The organism is Planktotalea arctica (assembly GCF_002105285.1).
Taxonomy (GTDB): Bacteria; Pseudomonadota; Alphaproteobacteria; order Rhodobacterales; family Rhodobacteraceae; genus Planktotalea; species Planktotalea arctica.
Genome location: NZ_MUHR01000008.1, coordinates 74,660 through 92,831 on the forward strand (window position 1 = coordinate 74,660; position 18,172 = coordinate 92,831).

Annotated in this window: 21 protein-coding genes; 6 read left to right on the forward strand and 15 right to left on the reverse strand. The window is 56.6% G+C overall.

Annotated elements, in window-relative coordinates; genetic code table 11:
* Positions 1–53 precede the first annotated feature (53 nt).
* Complete coding sequence (locus B9P63_RS09980) at positions 54–641, reverse strand: thermonuclease family protein (protein WP_095533025.1); 588 nt, start codon at positions 639–641, stop codon at positions 54–56.
* Positions 642–808: 167 nt separating this feature from the next.
* Here B9P63_RS09980 and B9P63_RS09985 point away from each other — a divergent pair, with 167 nt between their 5' ends.
* The 5 genes from B9P63_RS09985 to B9P63_RS10005 all read left to right on the forward strand — a co-directional run bounded on the left by B9P63_RS09985 (position 809) and on the right by B9P63_RS10005 (position 5,681).
* Positions 809–1,972: a serine hydrolase domain-containing protein gene (locus tag B9P63_RS09985; RefSeq protein ID WP_085308435.1), complete on the forward strand. Its 1,164-nt coding sequence runs from the start codon at positions 809–811 to the stop codon at positions 1,970–1,972.
* A gap of 3 nt (positions 1,973–1,975) precedes the next feature.
* Positions 1,976–2,356, forward strand: a complete 381-nt coding sequence (locus tag B9P63_RS09990; protein ID WP_085308436.1) for a DUF2237 family protein — start codon at positions 1,976–1,978, stop codon at positions 2,354–2,356.
* Positions 2,334–3,263, forward strand: coding sequence for an ADP-ribosylglycohydrolase family protein (locus tag B9P63_RS09995; protein WP_085308437.1), 930 nt, complete (start codon positions 2,334–2,336; stop codon positions 3,261–3,263). The genes B9P63_RS09990 and B9P63_RS09995 overlap by 23 nt, the downstream gene beginning before the upstream one ends.
* 32 nt (positions 3,264–3,295) lie before the next feature.
* Positions 3,296–3,844 carry a tetratricopeptide repeat protein gene (locus B9P63_RS10000; protein WP_085308438.1) on the forward strand — a complete coding sequence of 183 codons (549 nt, stop codon included), beginning with the start codon at positions 3,296–3,298 and terminating at the stop codon, positions 3,842–3,844.
* Positions 3,845–4,040: 196 nt separating this feature from the next.
* Positions 4,041–5,681, forward strand: coding sequence for an ABC transporter substrate-binding protein (locus B9P63_RS10005; protein WP_085308439.1), 1,641 nt, complete (start codon positions 4,041–4,043; stop codon positions 5,679–5,681).
* 70 nt (positions 5,682–5,751) lie between these two features.
* Here the strand turns inward: B9P63_RS10005 and trpB are convergent, their stop codons facing one another.
* From trpB to B9P63_RS10035, 6 genes are all read right to left on the reverse strand, one after another.
* Positions 5,752–6,990 (reverse strand): tryptophan synthase subunit beta, encoded by a 1,239-nt coding sequence (trpB, locus tag B9P63_RS10010; protein ID WP_085308440.1) that lies wholly within the window; start codon positions 6,988–6,990, stop codon positions 5,752–5,754.
* A gap of 61 nt (positions 6,991–7,051) precedes the next feature.
* Positions 7,052–7,897 carry a CE1 family esterase gene (locus B9P63_RS10015; protein ID WP_139816238.1) on the reverse strand — a complete coding sequence of 282 codons (846 nt, stop codon included), beginning with the start codon at positions 7,895–7,897 and terminating at the stop codon, positions 7,052–7,054.
* 14 nt (positions 7,898–7,911) lie between these two features.
* Complete coding sequence (locus B9P63_RS10020) at positions 7,912–8,592, reverse strand: phosphoribosylanthranilate isomerase (protein ID WP_245830620.1); 681 nt, start codon at positions 8,590–8,592, stop codon at positions 7,912–7,914.
* A 6-nt stretch (positions 8,593–8,598) separates the two neighbouring features.
* Positions 8,599–8,949, reverse strand: a complete 351-nt coding sequence (locus B9P63_RS10025; RefSeq protein WP_085308442.1) for a lipopolysaccharide assembly protein LapA domain-containing protein — start codon at positions 8,947–8,949, stop codon at positions 8,599–8,601.
* 3 nt (positions 8,950–8,952) lie between these two features.
* Positions 8,953–9,234 (reverse strand): integration host factor subunit beta, encoded by a 282-nt coding sequence (ihfB, locus tag B9P63_RS10030; protein WP_085308443.1) that lies wholly within the window; start codon positions 9,232–9,234, stop codon positions 8,953–8,955.
* 298 nt (positions 9,235–9,532) lie between these two features.
* On the reverse strand, positions 9,533–10,009 hold the full coding sequence (locus B9P63_RS10035) for a hypothetical protein (RefSeq protein WP_085308444.1): 477 nt from the start codon (positions 10,007–10,009) through the stop codon (positions 9,533–9,535).
* Between the two features lie 66 nt (positions 10,010–10,075).
* Between B9P63_RS10035 and B9P63_RS10040 the strand changes: the two genes are divergently transcribed.
* Positions 10,076–10,261 carry a hypothetical protein gene (locus B9P63_RS10040; protein ID WP_139816239.1) on the forward strand — a complete coding sequence of 62 codons (186 nt, stop codon included), beginning with the start codon at positions 10,076–10,078 and terminating at the stop codon, positions 10,259–10,261.
* A gap of 77 nt (positions 10,262–10,338) precedes the next feature.
* Here B9P63_RS10040 and rpsA read toward each other — a convergent pair whose 3' ends face one another.
* The 8 genes from rpsA to trmB form a co-directional block, all read right to left on the reverse strand.
* Positions 10,339–12,090 carry a 30S ribosomal protein S1 gene (gene rpsA, locus B9P63_RS10045; protein ID WP_281252329.1) on the reverse strand — a complete coding sequence of 584 codons (1,752 nt, stop codon included), beginning with the start codon at positions 12,088–12,090 and terminating at the stop codon, positions 10,339–10,341.
* Between the two features lie 330 nt (positions 12,091–12,420).
* Positions 12,421–12,594 carry a hypothetical protein gene (locus tag B9P63_RS19205; RefSeq protein ID WP_176219138.1) on the reverse strand — a complete coding sequence of 58 codons (174 nt, stop codon included), beginning with the start codon at positions 12,592–12,594 and terminating at the stop codon, positions 12,421–12,423.
* The gene (locus tag B9P63_RS10050; protein ID WP_085308447.1) at positions 12,584–13,846 is read right to left on the reverse strand and encodes a hypothetical protein; all 1,263 of its coding nucleotides are present in this window, start codon (positions 13,844–13,846) and stop codon (positions 12,584–12,586) included. Before B9P63_RS10050 ends, B9P63_RS19205 begins: the two co-directional genes overlap by 11 nt.
* 388 nt (positions 13,847–14,234) lie before the next feature.
* Complete coding sequence (locus B9P63_RS10055) at positions 14,235–14,765, reverse strand: CIA30 family protein (protein WP_085308448.1); 531 nt, start codon at positions 14,763–14,765, stop codon at positions 14,235–14,237.
* A gap of 71 nt (positions 14,766–14,836) precedes the next feature.
* Positions 14,837–15,445: a (d)CMP kinase gene (locus B9P63_RS10060; RefSeq protein ID WP_085308449.1), complete on the reverse strand. Its 609-nt coding sequence runs from the start codon at positions 15,443–15,445 to the stop codon at positions 14,837–14,839.
* A complete protein-coding gene (locus B9P63_RS10065; RefSeq protein ID WP_085308450.1) occupies positions 15,442–15,939 on the reverse strand; it encodes a hypothetical protein in 498 nt (165 codons plus the stop codon). Before B9P63_RS10065 ends, B9P63_RS10060 begins: the two co-directional genes overlap by 4 nt.
* Positions 15,936–17,291: a 3-phosphoshikimate 1-carboxyvinyltransferase gene (gene aroA / locus B9P63_RS10070; RefSeq protein WP_085308479.1), complete on the reverse strand. Its 1,356-nt coding sequence runs from the start codon at positions 17,289–17,291 to the stop codon at positions 15,936–15,938. The genes B9P63_RS10065 and aroA overlap by 4 nt, the downstream gene beginning before the upstream one ends.
* A gap of 140 nt (positions 17,292–17,431) precedes the next feature.
* The gene (gene trmB / locus B9P63_RS10075; RefSeq protein ID WP_085308451.1) at positions 17,432–18,163 is read right to left on the reverse strand and encodes a tRNA (guanosine(46)-N7)-methyltransferase TrmB; all 732 of its coding nucleotides are present in this window, start codon (positions 18,161–18,163) and stop codon (positions 17,432–17,434) included.
* Between the last annotated feature and the right edge of the window lie 9 nt (positions 18,164–18,172).

An 18,172-nucleotide genomic window follows, 5' to 3' on the forward strand; every position in this document is an offset into this window, starting at 1 on the left:
GCTGCAGTTTTAAACAAACGCACTACTTTTCGGAAAATCATGGACCGGGTCCCCTAAACCTTAGAGGCAGCTTTTTGTTTCGCCTCGAATTGCTCCCAAACGTGCATCCGCCCTTTTTGTCGTGCATCAGCCAACCACATTTTCTTACGCGCATCTGGCGTTTCCAGTCCACGATACACGCCGCCTGAATATTTGGGCCAGTCAATCGCGAGTCCGAGCTTGACCATTTCGGCAGAAAGATCGCGACCATCAGCCAAGGTGCACTTTGCAACGGTCCGCCCGTGCACATCTTCTTCGGAAATTTCAGCCTTCACTGTTTCTCCCTTGCAAAGGGACACCAAAGCCCACTTCGCTTTCTGGCCGAAGGGATGATTCATCTCCGGCGCATCTATTCCAAACAACCGAATTTGAGTCTTCTGAATGACAATTGAATCCCCATCAATCACATACGCAGCGCCTTGCAAGACTGATGATTTCGTCGTTGCCCGTGCGGTTTTGGCATCAAATGGTTTGGGTCTGTACCGTCGGTCAGATCGTACAGGCGGCCGATAATTCCCCTGCCGGCTTTGCCCAGAAATCATCCCACGCACCGCCAAAAAACATAAGACTCCTATTATGATAATCCCAATCATGAAATCCATAAATTCAAACCCTTTTCCAGTACCTGCTAACAAAAACTAAACCGCACAAACATTGACATGATTATGAATACACACCTTAGGACCGTCGACAATCAGCGATCCCCCTACTCCCCATTTGCCTCTCACCTCTCCCCGTGCTTTGCTCCCTCTCAAAGGGAGCCACATCCATGCGCCGCATTTTTACTTATCTGACCCGTTTTTTCGGGATCGTCCTGATCCTCGCCATAACCATCGGCATTTGGAAGCGTGAAGAGATAACGCGTCTGCTTGCCGTCAACTCGCTTTTTAGCGAAGAAAAAATCGTCACGAATTTCTCAGGCATGAACGCGGCCTTCCTGTCCGTCGATGTGCCGCGCGGGGATGGGCCTGTGGCGGAACTTCCCGAAGGTACGCAAATAGCCCTGCCCACAGAAGTTAACCAATGGATCAAGGACCGCACCGTCACCGCGCTGGTCGTGCTGAAGGACGGCGCGCTGGTGCACGAGAGCTACCATCAAGGGACCACAGACACCGATTTGCGCATCTCCTGGTCCGTCGCCAAAAGCTATCTGTCGTCCCTTTTGGGCGTACTGCTGGACGAGGGTGCAATCGCCTCGCTCGACGAGCCCGTCACCAAATATGCACCCTCGCTCAAGGGCGGTGCTTATGACGGGGCCAGCATCCGTAATGTGCTCAACATGGCCAGCGGAGTAACGTTTGACGAGGACTACCTCGATCAAAGCAGCGACATCAATAAAATGGGCCGCGTGCTTGCGCTAGGCGGCTCCATGGACGGGTTCGCGGCTGATCTGAAAGAGACGTTCGCCGCGCCCGGCACAGACTGGCAATACGTCTCCATCGACACCCACATCATTTCCATGGTCATCCGCGGCGCAACTGGACGCGAGATTGCACCGCTCCTGTCCGAAAAGATCATTCAGCCCATGGGGCTTGAAGCCAGCCCCTATTATGTCACAGACGGCAACGGCGTCGCATTTGTGCTTGGTGGTCTGAACTTGCGGACGCGCGATTACGCCCGCATGGGGCAGATGTTCCTGCAAAACGGCATGTATAATGGCCGCCAGATCGTACCTGCCGGTTGGGTCGCCGGCTCCACCGTGCCCTCCGCCCCGACCAGTGCGGGCGAATACGGCTACGGTTATCAATGGTGGATGCCCAAGGATGGACGGCCGGGCGAATTCCTCGCGCGCGGGGTGTATGGCCAGTACATTTACATAAACCGACCGCTTGGTGTGGTGATCGCGACCAATGGGGCCGACCGAAAATTTCGCGACGAAGGCGTCGGCGACTATAACATCGAGATATTCCGCACCATAGCGACAGGAATCTAACAAATGATCAAAGACCCCAGCATCAACGTCCTCGGGACCGCGCTTGACCTATGCGGCCTCGATCCACTCACAGGCTATTTTCGCGATGGCTATTGCAACACTTGCGCCTCCGACAGCGGCAGTCACACTGTTGCAGCCCTTCTCACGAAAGAGTTTCTGGCCTTTTCCAAATATGTGGGCAACGATCTGAGCACACCCCGTCCCGAGTTCGGATTTGCTGGATTGAAGGAAGGGGATGCGTGGTGCCTATGCGCCTCGCGGTTCCTGCAAGCGCATGATGATCGCTGCGCGCCGCTGGTCAATTTGGCTGCGACGCATCAACGTGCGCTCGACATTGTTCCCTTGGAGGTTCTGAAGCTCTATGACCACACTGCCCAATCCTGACGCCAGCGCCCTTATGGGGGCGTTGGTGGGCGACGCCGCCGCGCTTGGCCTGCACTGGATCTATGATCCTGCGCGCATCGCAAATGTGGGCGGCGCTGCGCCTGCGTTTACGCCGCTGGACCCTGCCAATTACACCGATGTCATGGCCTTCTTTGCGCACAGCGCGCGCAAGGACGGCGATCTGAGCCAATATGGCGAGACCCTCGCCCTGGCGATGCGATCCGTTCAGGATCGAAAAGCCTTCGACATGCAGGCCTATCAAACCGCCTACGCCGCGCATTTCGGTGCGGGCGGCAGCTATCACGGCTATATCGACCGCCCGACGCGGGGCACACTGGCCAATCTTGCCGCGGAACAAATCGACCCCTCCGGCGTGGACGATGATCAACTCCCCGCGCTTTCCACCCTGCCCGCCATCATCGCGCGCTACCGCAAAGCGCCCGATTTCCACGCGCAGATCGAATGCGCCCTCGCCGTCACCCACGTCAACGCCGCCGCGTACCACTACGCACTGATCTTCGCCGATCTGCTTGCGGATGTCTTGTCCGGCACGGCCTTACCAACAGCGCTAGAAACCGCAGCCAAACGCGAGCCACTTTTGCAGGCGGCGCTCGCGCAAAAAAGTGTAGACAGCACTGCTTACGGCGAAGTGACGGGGCGCGCTTGTCATTTACACCAAGGCCTGCCCCTCGCCTTTCATATCCTCGCCCGCACAGGCAGTTTTAGCCAAGCTATCACCGCCAACATCCAAGCGGGCGGCGACAGTTGCGGACGCGCGATCGCTATTGGCAGCCTCGCGGGCGCGGCTTACGGCGTGCAAAATATTCCGTTGGACTGGATTCTTGCCACCAACGACGCAAAAGATCACTGGAGCCTTGCGCAAAATCTTTCCCACAGTTCTGAATGACTAAACATGACTTTATTTTAAGGAACGAAAACATGTCCAAGATTACGCTTTTTTCCTCCGCCCTGCTTGCCGCCGCTCTGATGGTCGGCGCGCCCCAGACGGGTTTTGCTGCGGGCGAGGACACTCCGCCGAAAACCACCAATACCACGAAGAAATGCAAAGAGGGCAAAGTGTACGACGCCCAGTCCAAGAAATGCCTTGCGGTGGAATCGCATAATTTCAGCGATGATCAACTCTACCTCGCGGCGCGCGAAATGGCCTATGCGGGGCAATATCAAAACGCTTTGCACGTGCTGGATAGCGCGCAAAACCAGAATGATCCCCGCATTCTCAATTATCGTGGTTTCACCAATCGCAAACTGGGCAATCACGCGGTTGCCATGCAGTTCTATGAGGCCGCACTAAGCATCAATCCAGATTACATCCTCGCACGCTCCTACATGGGCCAAGGCCTTCTGGCGCACGGCGACGCAATCGGCGCGCGCGCGCAGCTTGCCGAAATTCGCACTCGCGGCGGTCGCAATACCTGGTCCTATACGGCTCTCGCCCTGGCGCTGCGCGGTGTGCCATCTAACTACTAGGTCAAACTTGCATCGGCGCTGAAGGGCGTCGATCGCTTGATTTAATATTTACGACACCAATATGTCGTTTTCCGTTGATCTCTGGGCATTTGCGCTATCTGTTAGAGACATCCAGCAGGCGTGGACCGCGCGCGCTGTGCAGCCATGCGCCTAACGCGCGGCTGGTTTCGCAATCCTTACCCTAGTCGAGAGCTCCATGATCAATTCAGATATGATCCATCCCGCAGCCAAAACATATGCTGCCGAAGTCACCCAAGGCACCCTGTCGCGCCGTGAATTTCTAACGCGCGCCACCTCCCTCGGGCTAAGCGCCACCGCAGCCTACGGGCTTTTGGGCCTAGCCCAGCCCGTGCGTGCGGCCGCGCATGCCAAAGCAGGCGGAACACTTCGCATTGAATCTTCGGTCGTCGCGCTCAAAGATCCGCGCGCTTTCGATTGGCCGCAGATGTCGAATTACACGCGCGGATATCTGGAATATCTGGTCGAATATCAAACTGACGGCAGCTTCGCGCCCATGCTGCTGGATAGCTGGGAAGTAAACGCAGATGCCACAGAATACCTGTTGCGCGTTCGCCCCGGCGTAAAGTGGAACAACGGTGATGCGTTCACCGCCGCAGACGTGGCCTTCAACATCACTCGCTGGTGCGACAAGGCGGTCGAGGGCAATTCGATGGCCGCTCGCATGAGCTCGCTCATCGATGCAGAAACCGGGAAGGCCCGCGAAGGCGCGATCACGGCAGAAGATGATCTGACCGTGCGCCTGACTCTGGTGCAGCCCGACATCACCCTGATTGCCGGTTTCTCCGATTATCCGGCGGCAATCGTCCATCAGAGCTTCAACGGCGATCCCTTGGACAATCCCATCGGCACAGGCCCCTATATGCCCGGTGAATTCGAGGTGGGCGTGAAGGCGGTTCTGATCAAGAACGAAGGTCACGACTGGTGGGGCGAAGGTGCCTATCTGGACCGCATCGAGTATCTTGATTTCGGCACAGAGCAGGCTGGCATCGTCGCCGCCGTCGATTCCGACGAGGTCGACATGGTCTATGAATCCATCGGTGATTTCATCTTTGTGATGGACGGCATTGGCTGGGCCAAGTCCGAAGCGGTAACGGCTAACACGGTCGTGATCCGCCCGAACCAGACAGCCGAAGTCAACGGCACGGTGCCCTACGCGGATGCACGTGTGCGCCGCGCCCTAGCGATGGCGGTGGACAACAACGTGCTACTGGAGCTGGGCTTTTCAAACAATGGCCGGGTCGCTGAAAACCATCACGTCTCACCGATCCATCCAGAATACGCAGAACTTCCAGCCCCCGTTTTTGACCCCGAAGGTGCTAAGGCACTGATGGAAGAAGCAGGCATGGGCGATTTCGAGCATGAGTTGATTTCCATCGACGACACTTGGCGCAAGAACACATCGGACGCGGCTGCGGCGATGATGCGCGATGCGGGCCTGAACGTGAAACGCACGGTTCTGCCCGGCTCGACGTTCTGGAACGATTGGGCGAAATACCCGCTGTCCACGACCGACTGGGCGCAGCGTCCACTGGGCGTGCAGGTTCTCGCCCTTGCCTATCGCTCTGGCGAGCCTTGGAATGAGAGCGCCTTTGCCAACGCAGAATTCGACGCGCTTCTGAGCGAGGCACTGGCGATTGCCGATGCCAAGCAGCGCAGCGTGGTCATGGCGAAACTGCAAAAGATGATGCAAGACGAAGGTGTGATCATGCAGCCTTACTGGCGCTCGATCTATCGCCATCACCGGGAAAACGTGGTCGGCGCAGAAATGCACCCGACATTCGAAATCCACGTGAGCAAACTGGGTTTCGCAGCCTAGGCAGCGGCTCAAACCACTCTGATCCGCGTTTCTATGCGCGGATCAGAGACCACCTTTTTGAAGTGGGAAGCTAGCGTCCGTCCTGACCACTCATGTCAAAACCAAGGTGGCGCGCGACAGAAAAGATATCCTTGTCGCCGCGTCCGCACATGTTCATCACCAGCAGATGATCGCTTGGCAGATCGCCCGCTATTTTCATCACATGCGCAAGCGCGTGACTTGGCTCTAGCGCAGGAATGATACCCTCCAATGCGCAAGACAACTGGAACGCCTCAAGCGCTTCCTTGTCGGTGATCGACACGTATTTGGCGCGGCCGATGTCATGCAGCCAAGCGTGCTCCGGTCCGATCCCCGGATAATCAAGACCCGCCGAGATAGAATATCCCTCAAGGATTTGACCATCGTCGTCTTGTAGCAAATAGGTGCGGTTGCCGTGCAGCACACCCGGGCGCCCGCCTGTTAGCGAAGCGCAATGCTCCATCTTCATGTTCACGCCTTTGCCGCCTGCTTCGACACCGATGATATTCACCGACTTATCGTCAAGGAACGGAAAGAACAGGCCCATCGCATTGGAACCACCGCCAATGGCCGCGATCAGCGTGTCGGGCAAACGGCCTTCGGCCTCGTGCATTTGCTCGCGTACTTCCTTGCCGATGATCGACTGGAAATCGCGTACCATCGCGGGATAGGGATGCGGGCCTGCGACCGTGCCAATGCAATAGAAGGTGTCACGCACATTGGTGACCCAATCGCGCAGTGCATCGTTCATTGCGTCTTTCAAAGTGCCGCGCCCAGAGGTCACGGGAATCACTTCCGCGCCGAGCAGCTTCATGCGGAACACGTTGGGGGCTTGGCGCTCCACATCATGTGCGCCCATGTAAACGATGCACTTAAGACCAAATTTCGCGCAAACAGTTGCCGTTGCAACGCCGTGCTGGCCAGCGCCAGTTTCAGCGATGATGCGCGTCTTGCCCATGCGGCGCGCTAGAATGATCTGGCCCAGCACGTTGTTGATCTTATGCGCGCCGGTGTGATTGAGCTCGTCGCGCTTCATGTAAATCTTTGCACCGCCAAGGTGCTGCGTCAGGCGCTCCGCATAATAGAGCGGCGAAGGGCGGCCCACGTAATGCGTCCACAGATCGTGCATTTCGGCCCAGAACGTCTCGTCCGTTTTGGCCTTCTCGTACTCTTCCTCAAGCGAGAGGATCAGGGGCATCAAGGTTTCTGAAACGAAACGCCCGCCGAAATCACCAAAACGGCCGTCTTCGTCGGGGCCGTTCATGAAAGAATTGAAAAGATCGTCCGCCATAGCCATGTCTCCCTGCGCTTATCGCTTAGGTAGCGCGCGCGCCCCCCCTCGTAAAGCGCTCTTAGCGCTCTGGCTTTCGCCAAGGTGCCACGCGTTCAAAAAAGGTCCAGATTTCATCACTGGCATAATAGCGATCACCAAACCCAATGGGCCAGTCATGGCCCAATTCCGACAGTTCGACCAATTCGCCAACCAAACTGTCATCTTCATCAAAATAGCGTGTCACATGTCCGTTTGAGTATGAGCGTGATGCTTCGCGGCGAACCGCCCCATTCCAACTCGCCGCGCGTGCCACAACCTCAAACGCGCCGGGAACCTTTTCAAGCGGCACACCCTTGAGCAAGACCACATCGTCATCTCGCCCGTGGATATGCAAGGCAGGTACGCCGTTTTGCGCAGAGCAAGTCAACCAGTCGCTCGCAGTCATCGCACCGGCAACAACAGCGATCGCGGCAAACCTTTCGGGCTCTGCACAGGCGAGGCGATACGCCATACTGCCGCCGTTAGAAAACCCCACCAGGAAAATGCGTGCAGAATCCAGATCGTAAGTGCGCTGCAACTTATGAATCGCAGCCAGTAAAAAACCCAGATCGCTCGTCGCGCCAGCTCCTTCTTCCACATTCCAAGAGCGCTGACCGACGGCATCCTGCAAGGCTTGGGGATAAAGAACAACGGCACCGCGCAAGTCTGCACCGGCATCCAACTGCACAGTTTCGCGAAACAGCATTGCCGTGTCGCCATGGCCATGCAGCGCAACGATCAAAGGTGCGCCAGAAGCGCCCTGCGGCGGCACATTCACAAAGTAACGGTATTTTACGTCCTCAAAGACATATCGCCCGGACACATCCGCCGACCCGATCTGTACGGTACAAAGCAAAATGAACATCGCCGCGAGCGTTCGTGTCAACGCGCGCGCGCCGCTCACTCCTGTGCACCGCGTACGAAGGCATGGATCAACGCTGTATCCTTGACGCCCGGCGCGCTTTCCACACCCGAACTGACATCGACCTGCCGCGCGCCCGTCATGAGCACCGCTCGGGCAACGTTATCGGGGGTCAACCCACCGGCAAGCATCCAAGGCACGCCAAAATCGCGCCCTGCAATCAGACGCCAATCAAAGGCCAGCCCGTTGCCACCCGGCAACTCGGCCCCTTTGGGCGGTTTAGCATCAATCAACAGCTGATCTGCAACAGCCGCGTAGCTCTCAAGCGCAGGCAGATCATCCGCGTCCGCGACGCCCACCGCTTTCATCACAGGCAGACCATAGCGCGCCTTGACCTCGGCCACTCGTGCAGGCGTTTCGCTGCCGTGAAGTTGCAGAATATCCAAAGGCACCGCCGCAGTGATCGCATCCAGCTCTTCATCGCTTGCGTTTACCACCAACGCGACCTTGGCGACGCCCAAAGGCACGTCCAGCGCCAGTTCGCGTGCAGTATCTATGCTGACATTGCGCGGGGATTTGGCGAAAAAGACGAAACCCACATAGCTTGCCCCGCCAGAGGCCGCAGCATGCACATCGGCGGGTGTGCTCAGGCCACAAATCTTCACCGAAATGCCAGTGCGCGGCGCTAACCCGCTACCCGGTGCGATCAAAACAGGCACGCCCGCTTAGCTGGCTTCATCCAGAAGCGCGAGCACGTCGTCTTTGCCCGCGTTCTGCGCGCCCTTCAGGCGCTTGATCTCACGGCGCATGCGATCCATCTCGCGCGCCTGCGCTGCCGCCTCGGCACGTTGCTTGTATTCACGTATCCACTCCCAAAGAAAGCCAATGAGCAGGCCCACGCCTACGCCGCCAAAAATCACAACAAACAAAGGCAGGCTGATCGAGTGGTTCAAACCCAGAAGCGACGCAAGATCGCCCGGCAGCAATTCAAGCGTGACCAACTTGCGATTGGCCAAAGACACGGCAATGAGAACCACCGCGATCGCGGCGAGCAGGGCATACTTGATATAGCGCATTGGTTACTTTCCGTTCAGCCGGTCACGCAGCAGTTTTCCGGTCTTGAAGAAGGGTACATGTTTCTCGTCCACAGGCACGGATTCGCCTGTGCGCGGGTTGCGCCCGATCCGCGCGTCACGCTTTTTGACCGAGAAGGCCCCGAAGCCGCGAAGCTCCACACGATCACCGCGCGACATGGCATCGGTGATTTCCTCGAAAACGGTGTTCACGATACGCTCGACATCGCGTTGATAAAGATGCGGATTTTCATCCGCCAGCTTTTGGATCAGTTCGGATCGGATCATGGCGCAAGGCCCCCCCAGTATTCTTCTTGATATGTGTCGTCGCGTGGCAGCGAGTCCTTGGTTATAGACTATATGGACTTTCCAGCGTGGGAAAAGCCTGAACAGTGCGATTGGGGCAAATCTGTGGATTCTCGCTGGATATTCACCGCTATCACCCCTGCTTTCCTTAGGTTTGAGGTAGTGGCAGAACCACATTCAACCAATTTTCTACACACACCAGCGATTCGCAGCACTTCACCGCGGCTCCTTGCACGCACCAATTTCGGCTTGAAATCAAAGCGCTAACACTTCGCGCGTTTTATCTGTTTTCCAAAAAGTGGTAGGCATCCAGAATGGTCGTGCTCAGTCCCTCGAAGAACCCGTCGGCGGCAACGTCGATCAGTCCCGCTTGAGCGCTCTGCTCTTCTTCCTCGCTGGGCGCGTTCAGCGTCAACAGCGCGCTCGGGAATTTAAGCAATTCTCGATAGCTTGCCCCCTTGCCGTGTTTCAGCACATTGATCGCAAGGTAGTAGCCATGCACGCGATCCGCCAGATCGCCCTGCCCCGCTTCCACAAGCAGCCCCTTCAATTTGCGCGAGAACGGACCGCGTTTGAAATGATGCTGCATGCGTGCCTCAAAGACCGTGAAAATGTCGACCGAAACCGCTTCTAGGCCTTTGATCGCACTTTGCCTGTCTGCGGCAGCGCTCGCGCCTGAAATGCGCGCTTCGAACATTTTCGCTTCCGCCCGCGCCGCGGCGACGAGATCGGGTATGCTGCTCTGGGTCGCGTCCATCGCTCTTTCTCCTTATGGCTTCCCCTCCCTTAAGCTATGCTGACGAGAATGATAGGGGTGGCAGCCATGAAGATGCCCGCCCTTTGTGATTTGCACCGCGACATCGCCGCTACGCCTTGCTCCGACTCCCTGCTTTGCGTGCATATCCACAACGCGTGCGACATGTCAGGCTACATCGACGATCGCGCCGAGGCGGTAAAAGGGGGCTCTGAGCACGCCGAGCGGTATGCGCGTTTGAGTGATCGCTTTTGAGCCATCATCCACTTTCAAACGAAAAAGGCCCCGCAAGATCGCTCTTGCGGGGCCTCTCATGTCTAGAACGTCAGTGCTTAGTCGTCAGACTTAAGCGCTGCACCAAGGATATCACCCAAGGATGCACCGGAGTCGGACGAGCCGTACTGCTGTACTGCTTCTTTCTCTTCTGCAATCTCGCGCGCTTTAACGGAGACGCCAAGACGACGTGTCTTCGCATCGACGTTGGTGATGCGCACATCAACTTTGTCGCCGATCGAGAAACGCTCTGGACGCTGCTCAGCACGGTCACGGGACAGATCGGAGCGGCGGATGAAGCTCTTCATGCCTTCATACTCGACCTCGACGCCGCCCTCTTCGATGGCTGTCACTGTGACAGTCACGATAGAGCCACGCTTTACGCCGCCAACCGCTTCAGCGAACTTATCGCCGCCAAGCGCCTTAACGGAGAGCGAGATACGCTCTTTCTCAACGTCGACTTCAGACACAACCGCCTGAACGATGTCGTTCTTGTGGTAGCTCTGAATGGCTTCTTCGCCGCGCTCGTCCCAAGACAAGTCGGAGAGGTGAACCATGCCATCGATGTCGCCCTCGAGGCCAATGAACAAACCGAATTCGGTGATGTTCTTAACTTCGCCCTCAACCTCAGTGCCCTCTGGGAACTGCTCTGCAAAGACTTCCCATGGGTTGCGCTGTGTCTGCTTGAGACCAAGGGAAACGCGGCGCTTGGCACCATCGATTTCCAGAACCATGACTTCGACTTCCTGAGACGTCGACACGATCTTGCCGGGGTGTACGTTCTTCTTTGTCCAGGACATTTCGGAAACGTGCACGAGACCTTCAACACCTGGCTCCAGCTCAACGAATGCGCCGTAATCAGTGATGTTGGTGACGCGGCCCGTGTGCGTGGACTCGAGTGGGTACTTGCCAGCAACCAGATCCCATGGATCTTCTTGCAACTGCTTCATGCCAAGCGAGATGCGGTGCGTCTCTTTGTTGATCTTGATGACCTGAACCTTGACCGTCTCGCCGATTGTCAAAATCTCGGAGGGGTGGTTCACACGGCGCCATGCCATGTCTGTCACGTGAAGCAGGCCGTCTACGCCGCCAAGATCGACAAATGCGCCGTACTCGGTGATGTTTTTGACAACGCCGTCAACCGCTTGACCTTCTGTAAGGTTGCCGATGACTTCTGCGCGCTGCTCTGCGCGGGACTCTTCAAGGATTGCACGGCGCGACACAACGATGTTGCCACGGCGACGGTCCATTTTAAGAATCTGGAACGGCTGCTTGAGACCCATAAGCGGGCCCGCATCGCGTACAGGGCGCACGTCAACCTGAGAGCCGGGCAAGAACGCAACCGCGCCGCCAAGATCAACAGTAAAGCCGCCTTTAACGCGACCAAAGATTGCGCCTTCAACGCGCTCTTCGTCTGCGTATGCCTTCTCAAGGCGATCCCAGGCTTCCTCACGGCGCGCCATCTCGCGAGAGATAACCGCTTCGCCGCGCGAGTTCTCTGCAGAGCGCAGGAACACTTCAACTTCGTCGCCGACGGCGATTTCAGGAGCTTCACCAGGGTTTGCGAATTCTTTAAGATCAACGCGGCCTTCCATCTTGTAGCCTACGTCGATGATGGCTTGGCCCGCTTCGATTGCGATGACCTTGCCTTTGACAACTGTACCCTCGTCGGGTGTGTCCATCTCGAAGCTTTCGGTTAAGAGTGCTTCAAACTCGTCCATTAGATTTGCCATGTGGCGTTCATTATCCTTTAACGTTGTTTTCTGGCCGCGCGGTTGTCTCCGCCGGTCTTTTACTACGGTTTGGTCGATCTAGTGCAACGCAAGAAAAAGAGGGCTGGAAGCTCCAACCCTACTCATCTCAATATGTATGCGATGTTCGTCACCGTCTCAACGTTCGCGCGTATAGAGGGGAATCGGGTGTGTGGCAAGTGTGATTGGCTTTGACGCACGTGGGCTGCAACAGGGCAATCGCCAGACCGCTGGGCAGGCGATCCAAACTTCGTTCTAAGCGCTTTATGTCAGCCAAATCCTTGCTCGATCAGAACGGGGCGCATCCCTCCACCAAATCGCCAGCCCTGTCGGGCGGTCTGGCGATTGCCCGGCACATGAATGTGCTATTCGGCCAAACAATTAGAACGCTCAATCAGCTTTTTCGAGCTCTTCGGTTGCGGAAGCAAACATCCTTTCTACAACCTTTTCGCTCCATTTTTCGACCGACATTTCCTCACGTTCAGCTTGCTTCATCACCTGAGGAATAAACCTAGTTTTGCCGGACACTTGTTTATCAAGCGATATATCAATCCTACGAGTCATTTGATACCTCCCCCGAGTAGCGTACATCGCGTCGTTGCACGAAGTCACGGTTTAAATCAATATCAAAATAGTGTTTTCGTTTGATCCAAACGAAACCGTCAGATTTTGAGATGATTGCTACATCCACAGGCCCTCCAACAGTCTCCAACCGAGAGTCCATCTTCCGCCGCAAAGACGTCGTTTCAACAAGCGCTTCTGCAACTGCTGCCATTTCTTCTTTGGGAAGAGAGCTTACTACGCGCATCATTGGTTGAACAAAAGCCTCGCGCCGAAAAGCTCCAAATTGCTCCAGAAACTCTTTAGTCATAGCTTCATTAGCCCTAAATTGCCTTGCTTCTTCTACAGTGCGTTCATCCGAGTCTGACACATAATCCTTAACGAGCTCTTTGCTTTTCCGGTCGAGAGTTCCCTTGAGAGTCTGTGCAACAAAATCGATATATTCCGGCAAAAGCCCCTCAATGAATAAGTAGGCAATGTCAGACTGTGCAAAGGGCATTACCACGCCGCCAGCGTCCTCATGATTACTATCTCTAATTCGTACTGTCCAAGCACGTGTACTACCGTCTAAGGTGCCATCCACGCAGATTTCTTGAACAACAGGAAGTAGTTCACTTTCACCGAATCCAGCAAATACGATACCTGTTTCCGAACCAGATGGAATTGATCTTTTCAGAATTTCATAGCAAGCAGAAATCATTGCGGACAAGACTGGCTTAGTAATCAAGATCTCAAGCTTCTCTTCCAAGAATCCTCGTATCTGCTTACTATGTTGCGCGCTGAAATTTTCGCGCGAATAGTCTTCAAAAACAACCGGTGCTTCTGAAACATCCTCAACAATAGAATTCATTTCGGAGATAAATTTCTTTCTTTTTGCTGTTTTACCCGAGATTTTTTCAAGTACTTCAACGCTGTCATCAATGATACTCATCATTATCGAGTAGGTATTTAGGTCGCTCTGAATAGGATGAGGTGTCTTTAAGCCATCTAAGAATTTCAAAAAATGCTTGGAATAATCTGTTAAGTTTTCAAAAGTGCATTGTCCAAGAGATTTTCGATATTGTTTGATTATGACTTCCCACGGCAAACCGCAGTGATTACCATTGCCAAAAACCATAACTCCAACGTCCGCGCATGGCGCTAAATGAAAAAGCTTGTTGCTGTTTTTCCAAACTCGATCGCCGCCAATAGTCAAGGCGCTGTCAGCAGCGAGTGCGATACCAGTTCTATTTACGATAGCAATTTCTGCAGTCACTCGAAATCTCCAGCTTATCGGCACAACTCAAGCGTTAGTATCACTTCGCATCATCCAACTTACAATAGGTCGTTTGGGCATTCCTAAAATGAAACTAAACGCAAATGACAAATTGGCCACCCCCACCGAACGCACCCCTCACCAATCCTTAACCAACTCGCCCCAAACTCCCCCTCGGTTAACCACTGAAAACAGGATCACAGACTCGCTTAACCGCGAGCGCCGATCATCTTGCGCAAGACGACGGGGTGAACAGCCCCAGAGCGAGCAAGGGGATTAAAACACCCCGAGACCTTCTAACGATCCGCTTCATGGCGGCCGCCACTTTTAGAAACAGCAAATGCCAAAGCGGCAGGGCAATCGCCCTCAGCCGCCGCATTTGCGTGCCTCACTCAACCCTCACCTCTCCAACCCAAACATCCGCCTCATAATCCGCCCCATAGGCCGCCAGCCCGATGCTTTTTACATCGCTCGGGTCCAATTTCTGTCGCAGTACGCGAGAAGAACGCTCGAACGCGGATAGCTCCAGTCGCACCTCGGACCACGCGGCCCCCGCAACAAACGTCGCTTTATAATTGTGCCACGGCAAAAGCGCTTGGCGGGTGCGCAAGAACACGGTGTAGCGCTCGCCGTTGCCGCGCACTTTCAGCACCAACGCGCTTGCGTCCGCCGCCAGACCATCTGGAAAATCACGGCGCACTTGAATGAAGCCGCCATTGTTATCCGTGCTCACGCTGCCGCTCAGGTGCATCCCCTCGGGCGTCACCTGAGCAGTCCCGCTCGACACGCCGCCCATCACATTGTCGCCAATATAGCGCCACCGCTCATTCGCCCCTGCGTCGAAGCGTTCAATCATTTGCACAGGTTCAGCCATTGCCGCCCCCGCAAATATCATCGCTATAAATGCCCATACTCTCATCTCATGCTCCTTGTGTTACGCATGAGATGGGGCGCGATCGGCGCATATTCAAGCGTGCGCCTGTGCGCACTCTATGGCTTTCGCGCCTCGACCACCGCAATAGCGCGCAATGCTGCGTCCTCGATGCTCATCTGCGATGTATCAATCAGCACCGCGTCATCCGCAGGTTTCAGCGGCGCTTCCACACGCTCCATGTCGCGCGCATCGCGGGCTTTTACATCCGCCAGCACGTCCTCGCGCGTGCACGGATCGCCCTTGGCCAACAACTCCAGAAACCGCCGCTCCGCGCGCACCTGCGCAGAGGCTGTCACGAACAGCTTGACCGCCGCGTCGGGGCAAATCACCGTGCCAATGTCGCGCCCGTCAAGCACAGCCCCGCCCGCGCGCTGCGCAAAAGCGCGCTGGAAATCCACCAGTGCTGCGCGCACTTCCGCGATCACTGCCACACGGCTCGCCGCTTGCGCCACGTCTTGCGTGCGCAGGCCCTGCGCGTTCAAATCCTCTGCCGTCAGCGCCAGCGCCGCTTCGATCGGCTCGACCCCCAACAAGGTTTTCGCTCCGACTGCGCGATACAATAGACCCGTGTCCAGATGCGCAAAGCCGAAATGCGCCGCGACCGCCTTGGATAGCGTGCCCTTGCCCGCCGCCGCAGGTCCGTCAATTGCAATGGTAAAGCTCATTTTATTCTTCTTTTCGTAACGGCTGCGACACTCAAGCACAGGAAAACAAATCCAAGCAGCCCGTATTTCACCGTCGTCATCATACTGGCCACCGACGCCGTGCGCCTGAAATCCTGCGATGTTTCCAAATCGCTCAAGAATTTGTTTTCAACCAAATCCGCAAACATATAACCCAGCGCAAGAAGCGAAAACAAACCGATAATAGACCTTCCGAATTCCGGGCGCACCCGTTTCAGAACAATGACCAGCGCAACCGCAAGAACCGGAGGGAATACAGTATCCAACGTGCGAAACAGCCCGAAAAAGACCGCGCGCCCGTCGCCAGCAATGTGCTCCAGAAACGCGTGCACCTCTTGCGGCGTGTATCCAGTCAAGCGAAGATCAGGTGCAGCGCTGGCACCGAACGGCGGGCCGAAATAGATAATTTGCACGGCGTTCAGCCCCGCATAGAGCGCGATGGCCAAGGCCAATATGATGCGCTCGAGCATGTTCATTCAGTGGCAGTTCTTTCAATACGTGCCCCCAGTCGCGCCATCAGCGGCTCGAAAATCGGGAAAGACGTAGCAATCGGGCCAGCGTCATCCACATGCACAGGCTGCACCGTGCTCATCCCGAGCACGAGGAACGACATGGCGATCCGGTGATCCAGATGGCTCGCACATTCCGCACCGCCCTGCACGCGCCCCATGCCACGCCCCTGCACGATCCACCAATCAGGGCCGTCCTCAACCTCGACCCCGTTGGCGCGCAAGCCCGTAGCCATCGCTTCAATCCGATCGCTCTCCTTGACACGCAGTTCTTTAACACCGCGCATCACGGTCGGCCCGACGGCATTAGCCGCAACAACAGACAGCACAGGATATTCGTCAATCATCGACGCGGCGCGCTCTGGCGGCACTTCGATGCCCTTCATATCGGGCGAATAGCGCGCGCGCAGATCCGCCATCGGCTCGCCGCCCTCAATGCGCTCGTTCTCGTAACTCAGATCCGCACCCATATCGCGCAGAGTCTCGAACAGCCCTGCGCGCGTCGGATTAAGGCCGATGTTGGGCACCAAGACGTCCGAGCCTTCCGTGATCAGCGCCGCACAGACAGGAAACGCCGCCGAGGAGGGATCGCGCGGCACGGTAATCACCTGCGGCCTCAGCTCGGGCTGCCCCGTCAGCGTAATAACGCGGCCCTCATCCGTATCCTCAACGCTCAATTCAGCGCCAAAGCCTTGCAGCATCCGCTCCGTGTGATCGCGCGTCGCTTCCTTCTCAATCACCACTGTTTGACCCGGCGCATTCAGCCCGGCCAGTAGCACCGCCGATTTCACCTGCGCCGAGGGCACGGGCGTGACGTAGCGCACCGGCACAGGCTCTTTCGCGCCCACGATGGTCATCGGCAAACGGCCACCGGTCCTCCCGACAGCAACAGCGCCAAACAGCGCCAAAGGATCAGTAACGCGCGCCATAGGTCGCCCATTCAGGCTCGCATCCCCTGTAAATGTCGCCGCGATCGGCGTGGTCGCCATCGCGCCCATGATCAGGCGCACACCAGTACCAGAATTGCCGCAATCTATCACTTGATCAGGCTCGGCAAATCCGCCGACCCCCACGCCGTGCACCGACCATTCTGCGCCGCCATGGTCCGTCACTTCTGCCCCGAACGCGCGCATCGCCTTGGCTGTGTCCAAAACGTCTTCGCCCTCCAGCAGGCCCGTAATCCGCGTTTCACCAACCGCCATCGCCCCCAAAATCAGCGAGCGATGCGAGATGGATTTATCTCCGGGTACATCTGCGCGCCCTTTCAGGGGGCCGCAGCGCGTTGAGGACATAGGAACCGGAGTGCCATGAGAGGACATGCGCAAATCTTTCTTCAAAACCAAGTTAAAAACGGTGATAGCGCAAGCAAATTACCCCGTCCATCACGCGCCCCTTCATCTTGCCAAATAAACTCCGGGGGAGTCGCGGCTTGCCGCGGCGGGGGCTGGCCCCCGTTTCGTCATCCACCCAAGCGCATGAACGTCAGGTAATGGGGCACGCGCCCCTCGCGTAGCGCTTTTTGCTCGTAGCGCGTCGAAACCCAATCGCTCCACGGCTCTTTCCAATCCGCAGCCTGCTCGGCTGTCCAAGCAAAGCCCGCGCGCGGCACTTGCTCCAAGGTTTGACGCACATAATCCTCGATATCGGTCGCCACGCGTAGCTCTGCCCCCGGTGCCATCACTTCGGCCAAGGGCTCCAAATGTTCTTGCGTTACAAAGCGGCGGCGATGATGCCGCTTTTTAGGCCAGGGATCAGGGTAGTTCAAAAACACTTTCTCCACCGAACCTGCAGGCAGCACATCAAACAGGTGCCGCGCATCGCCGGGATGCACACGCAGGTTGCCCACGCCCGCCTCGCGGATTTTCCCCAAAAGCATCGCAACGCCATTGATGTAGGGCTCCGCGCCGATGATCCCCACACCAGGGTTCAACGCGGCCTGATGCACCAGATGTTCACCGCCGCCAAAACCGATCTCAAGCCACAAAGGCTTGCCACCGAACATGCCGTGCAAATCCAGCTTGTCGCGGTTCGGGTTGCTTTCCCAATCCACCGCACCCGGGGAGAGGGCTGCCAAATCCTCGTCCAGAAAAACCTGCTGGCTATCGCGCAAAGTCTTGCCCTTGAAGCGGCCATAGAAATTGCGCCAGGGCGCACCGGAGGGATGTTTCGTATCGTGTGTTTTATCGCTCATGGCGCGCCT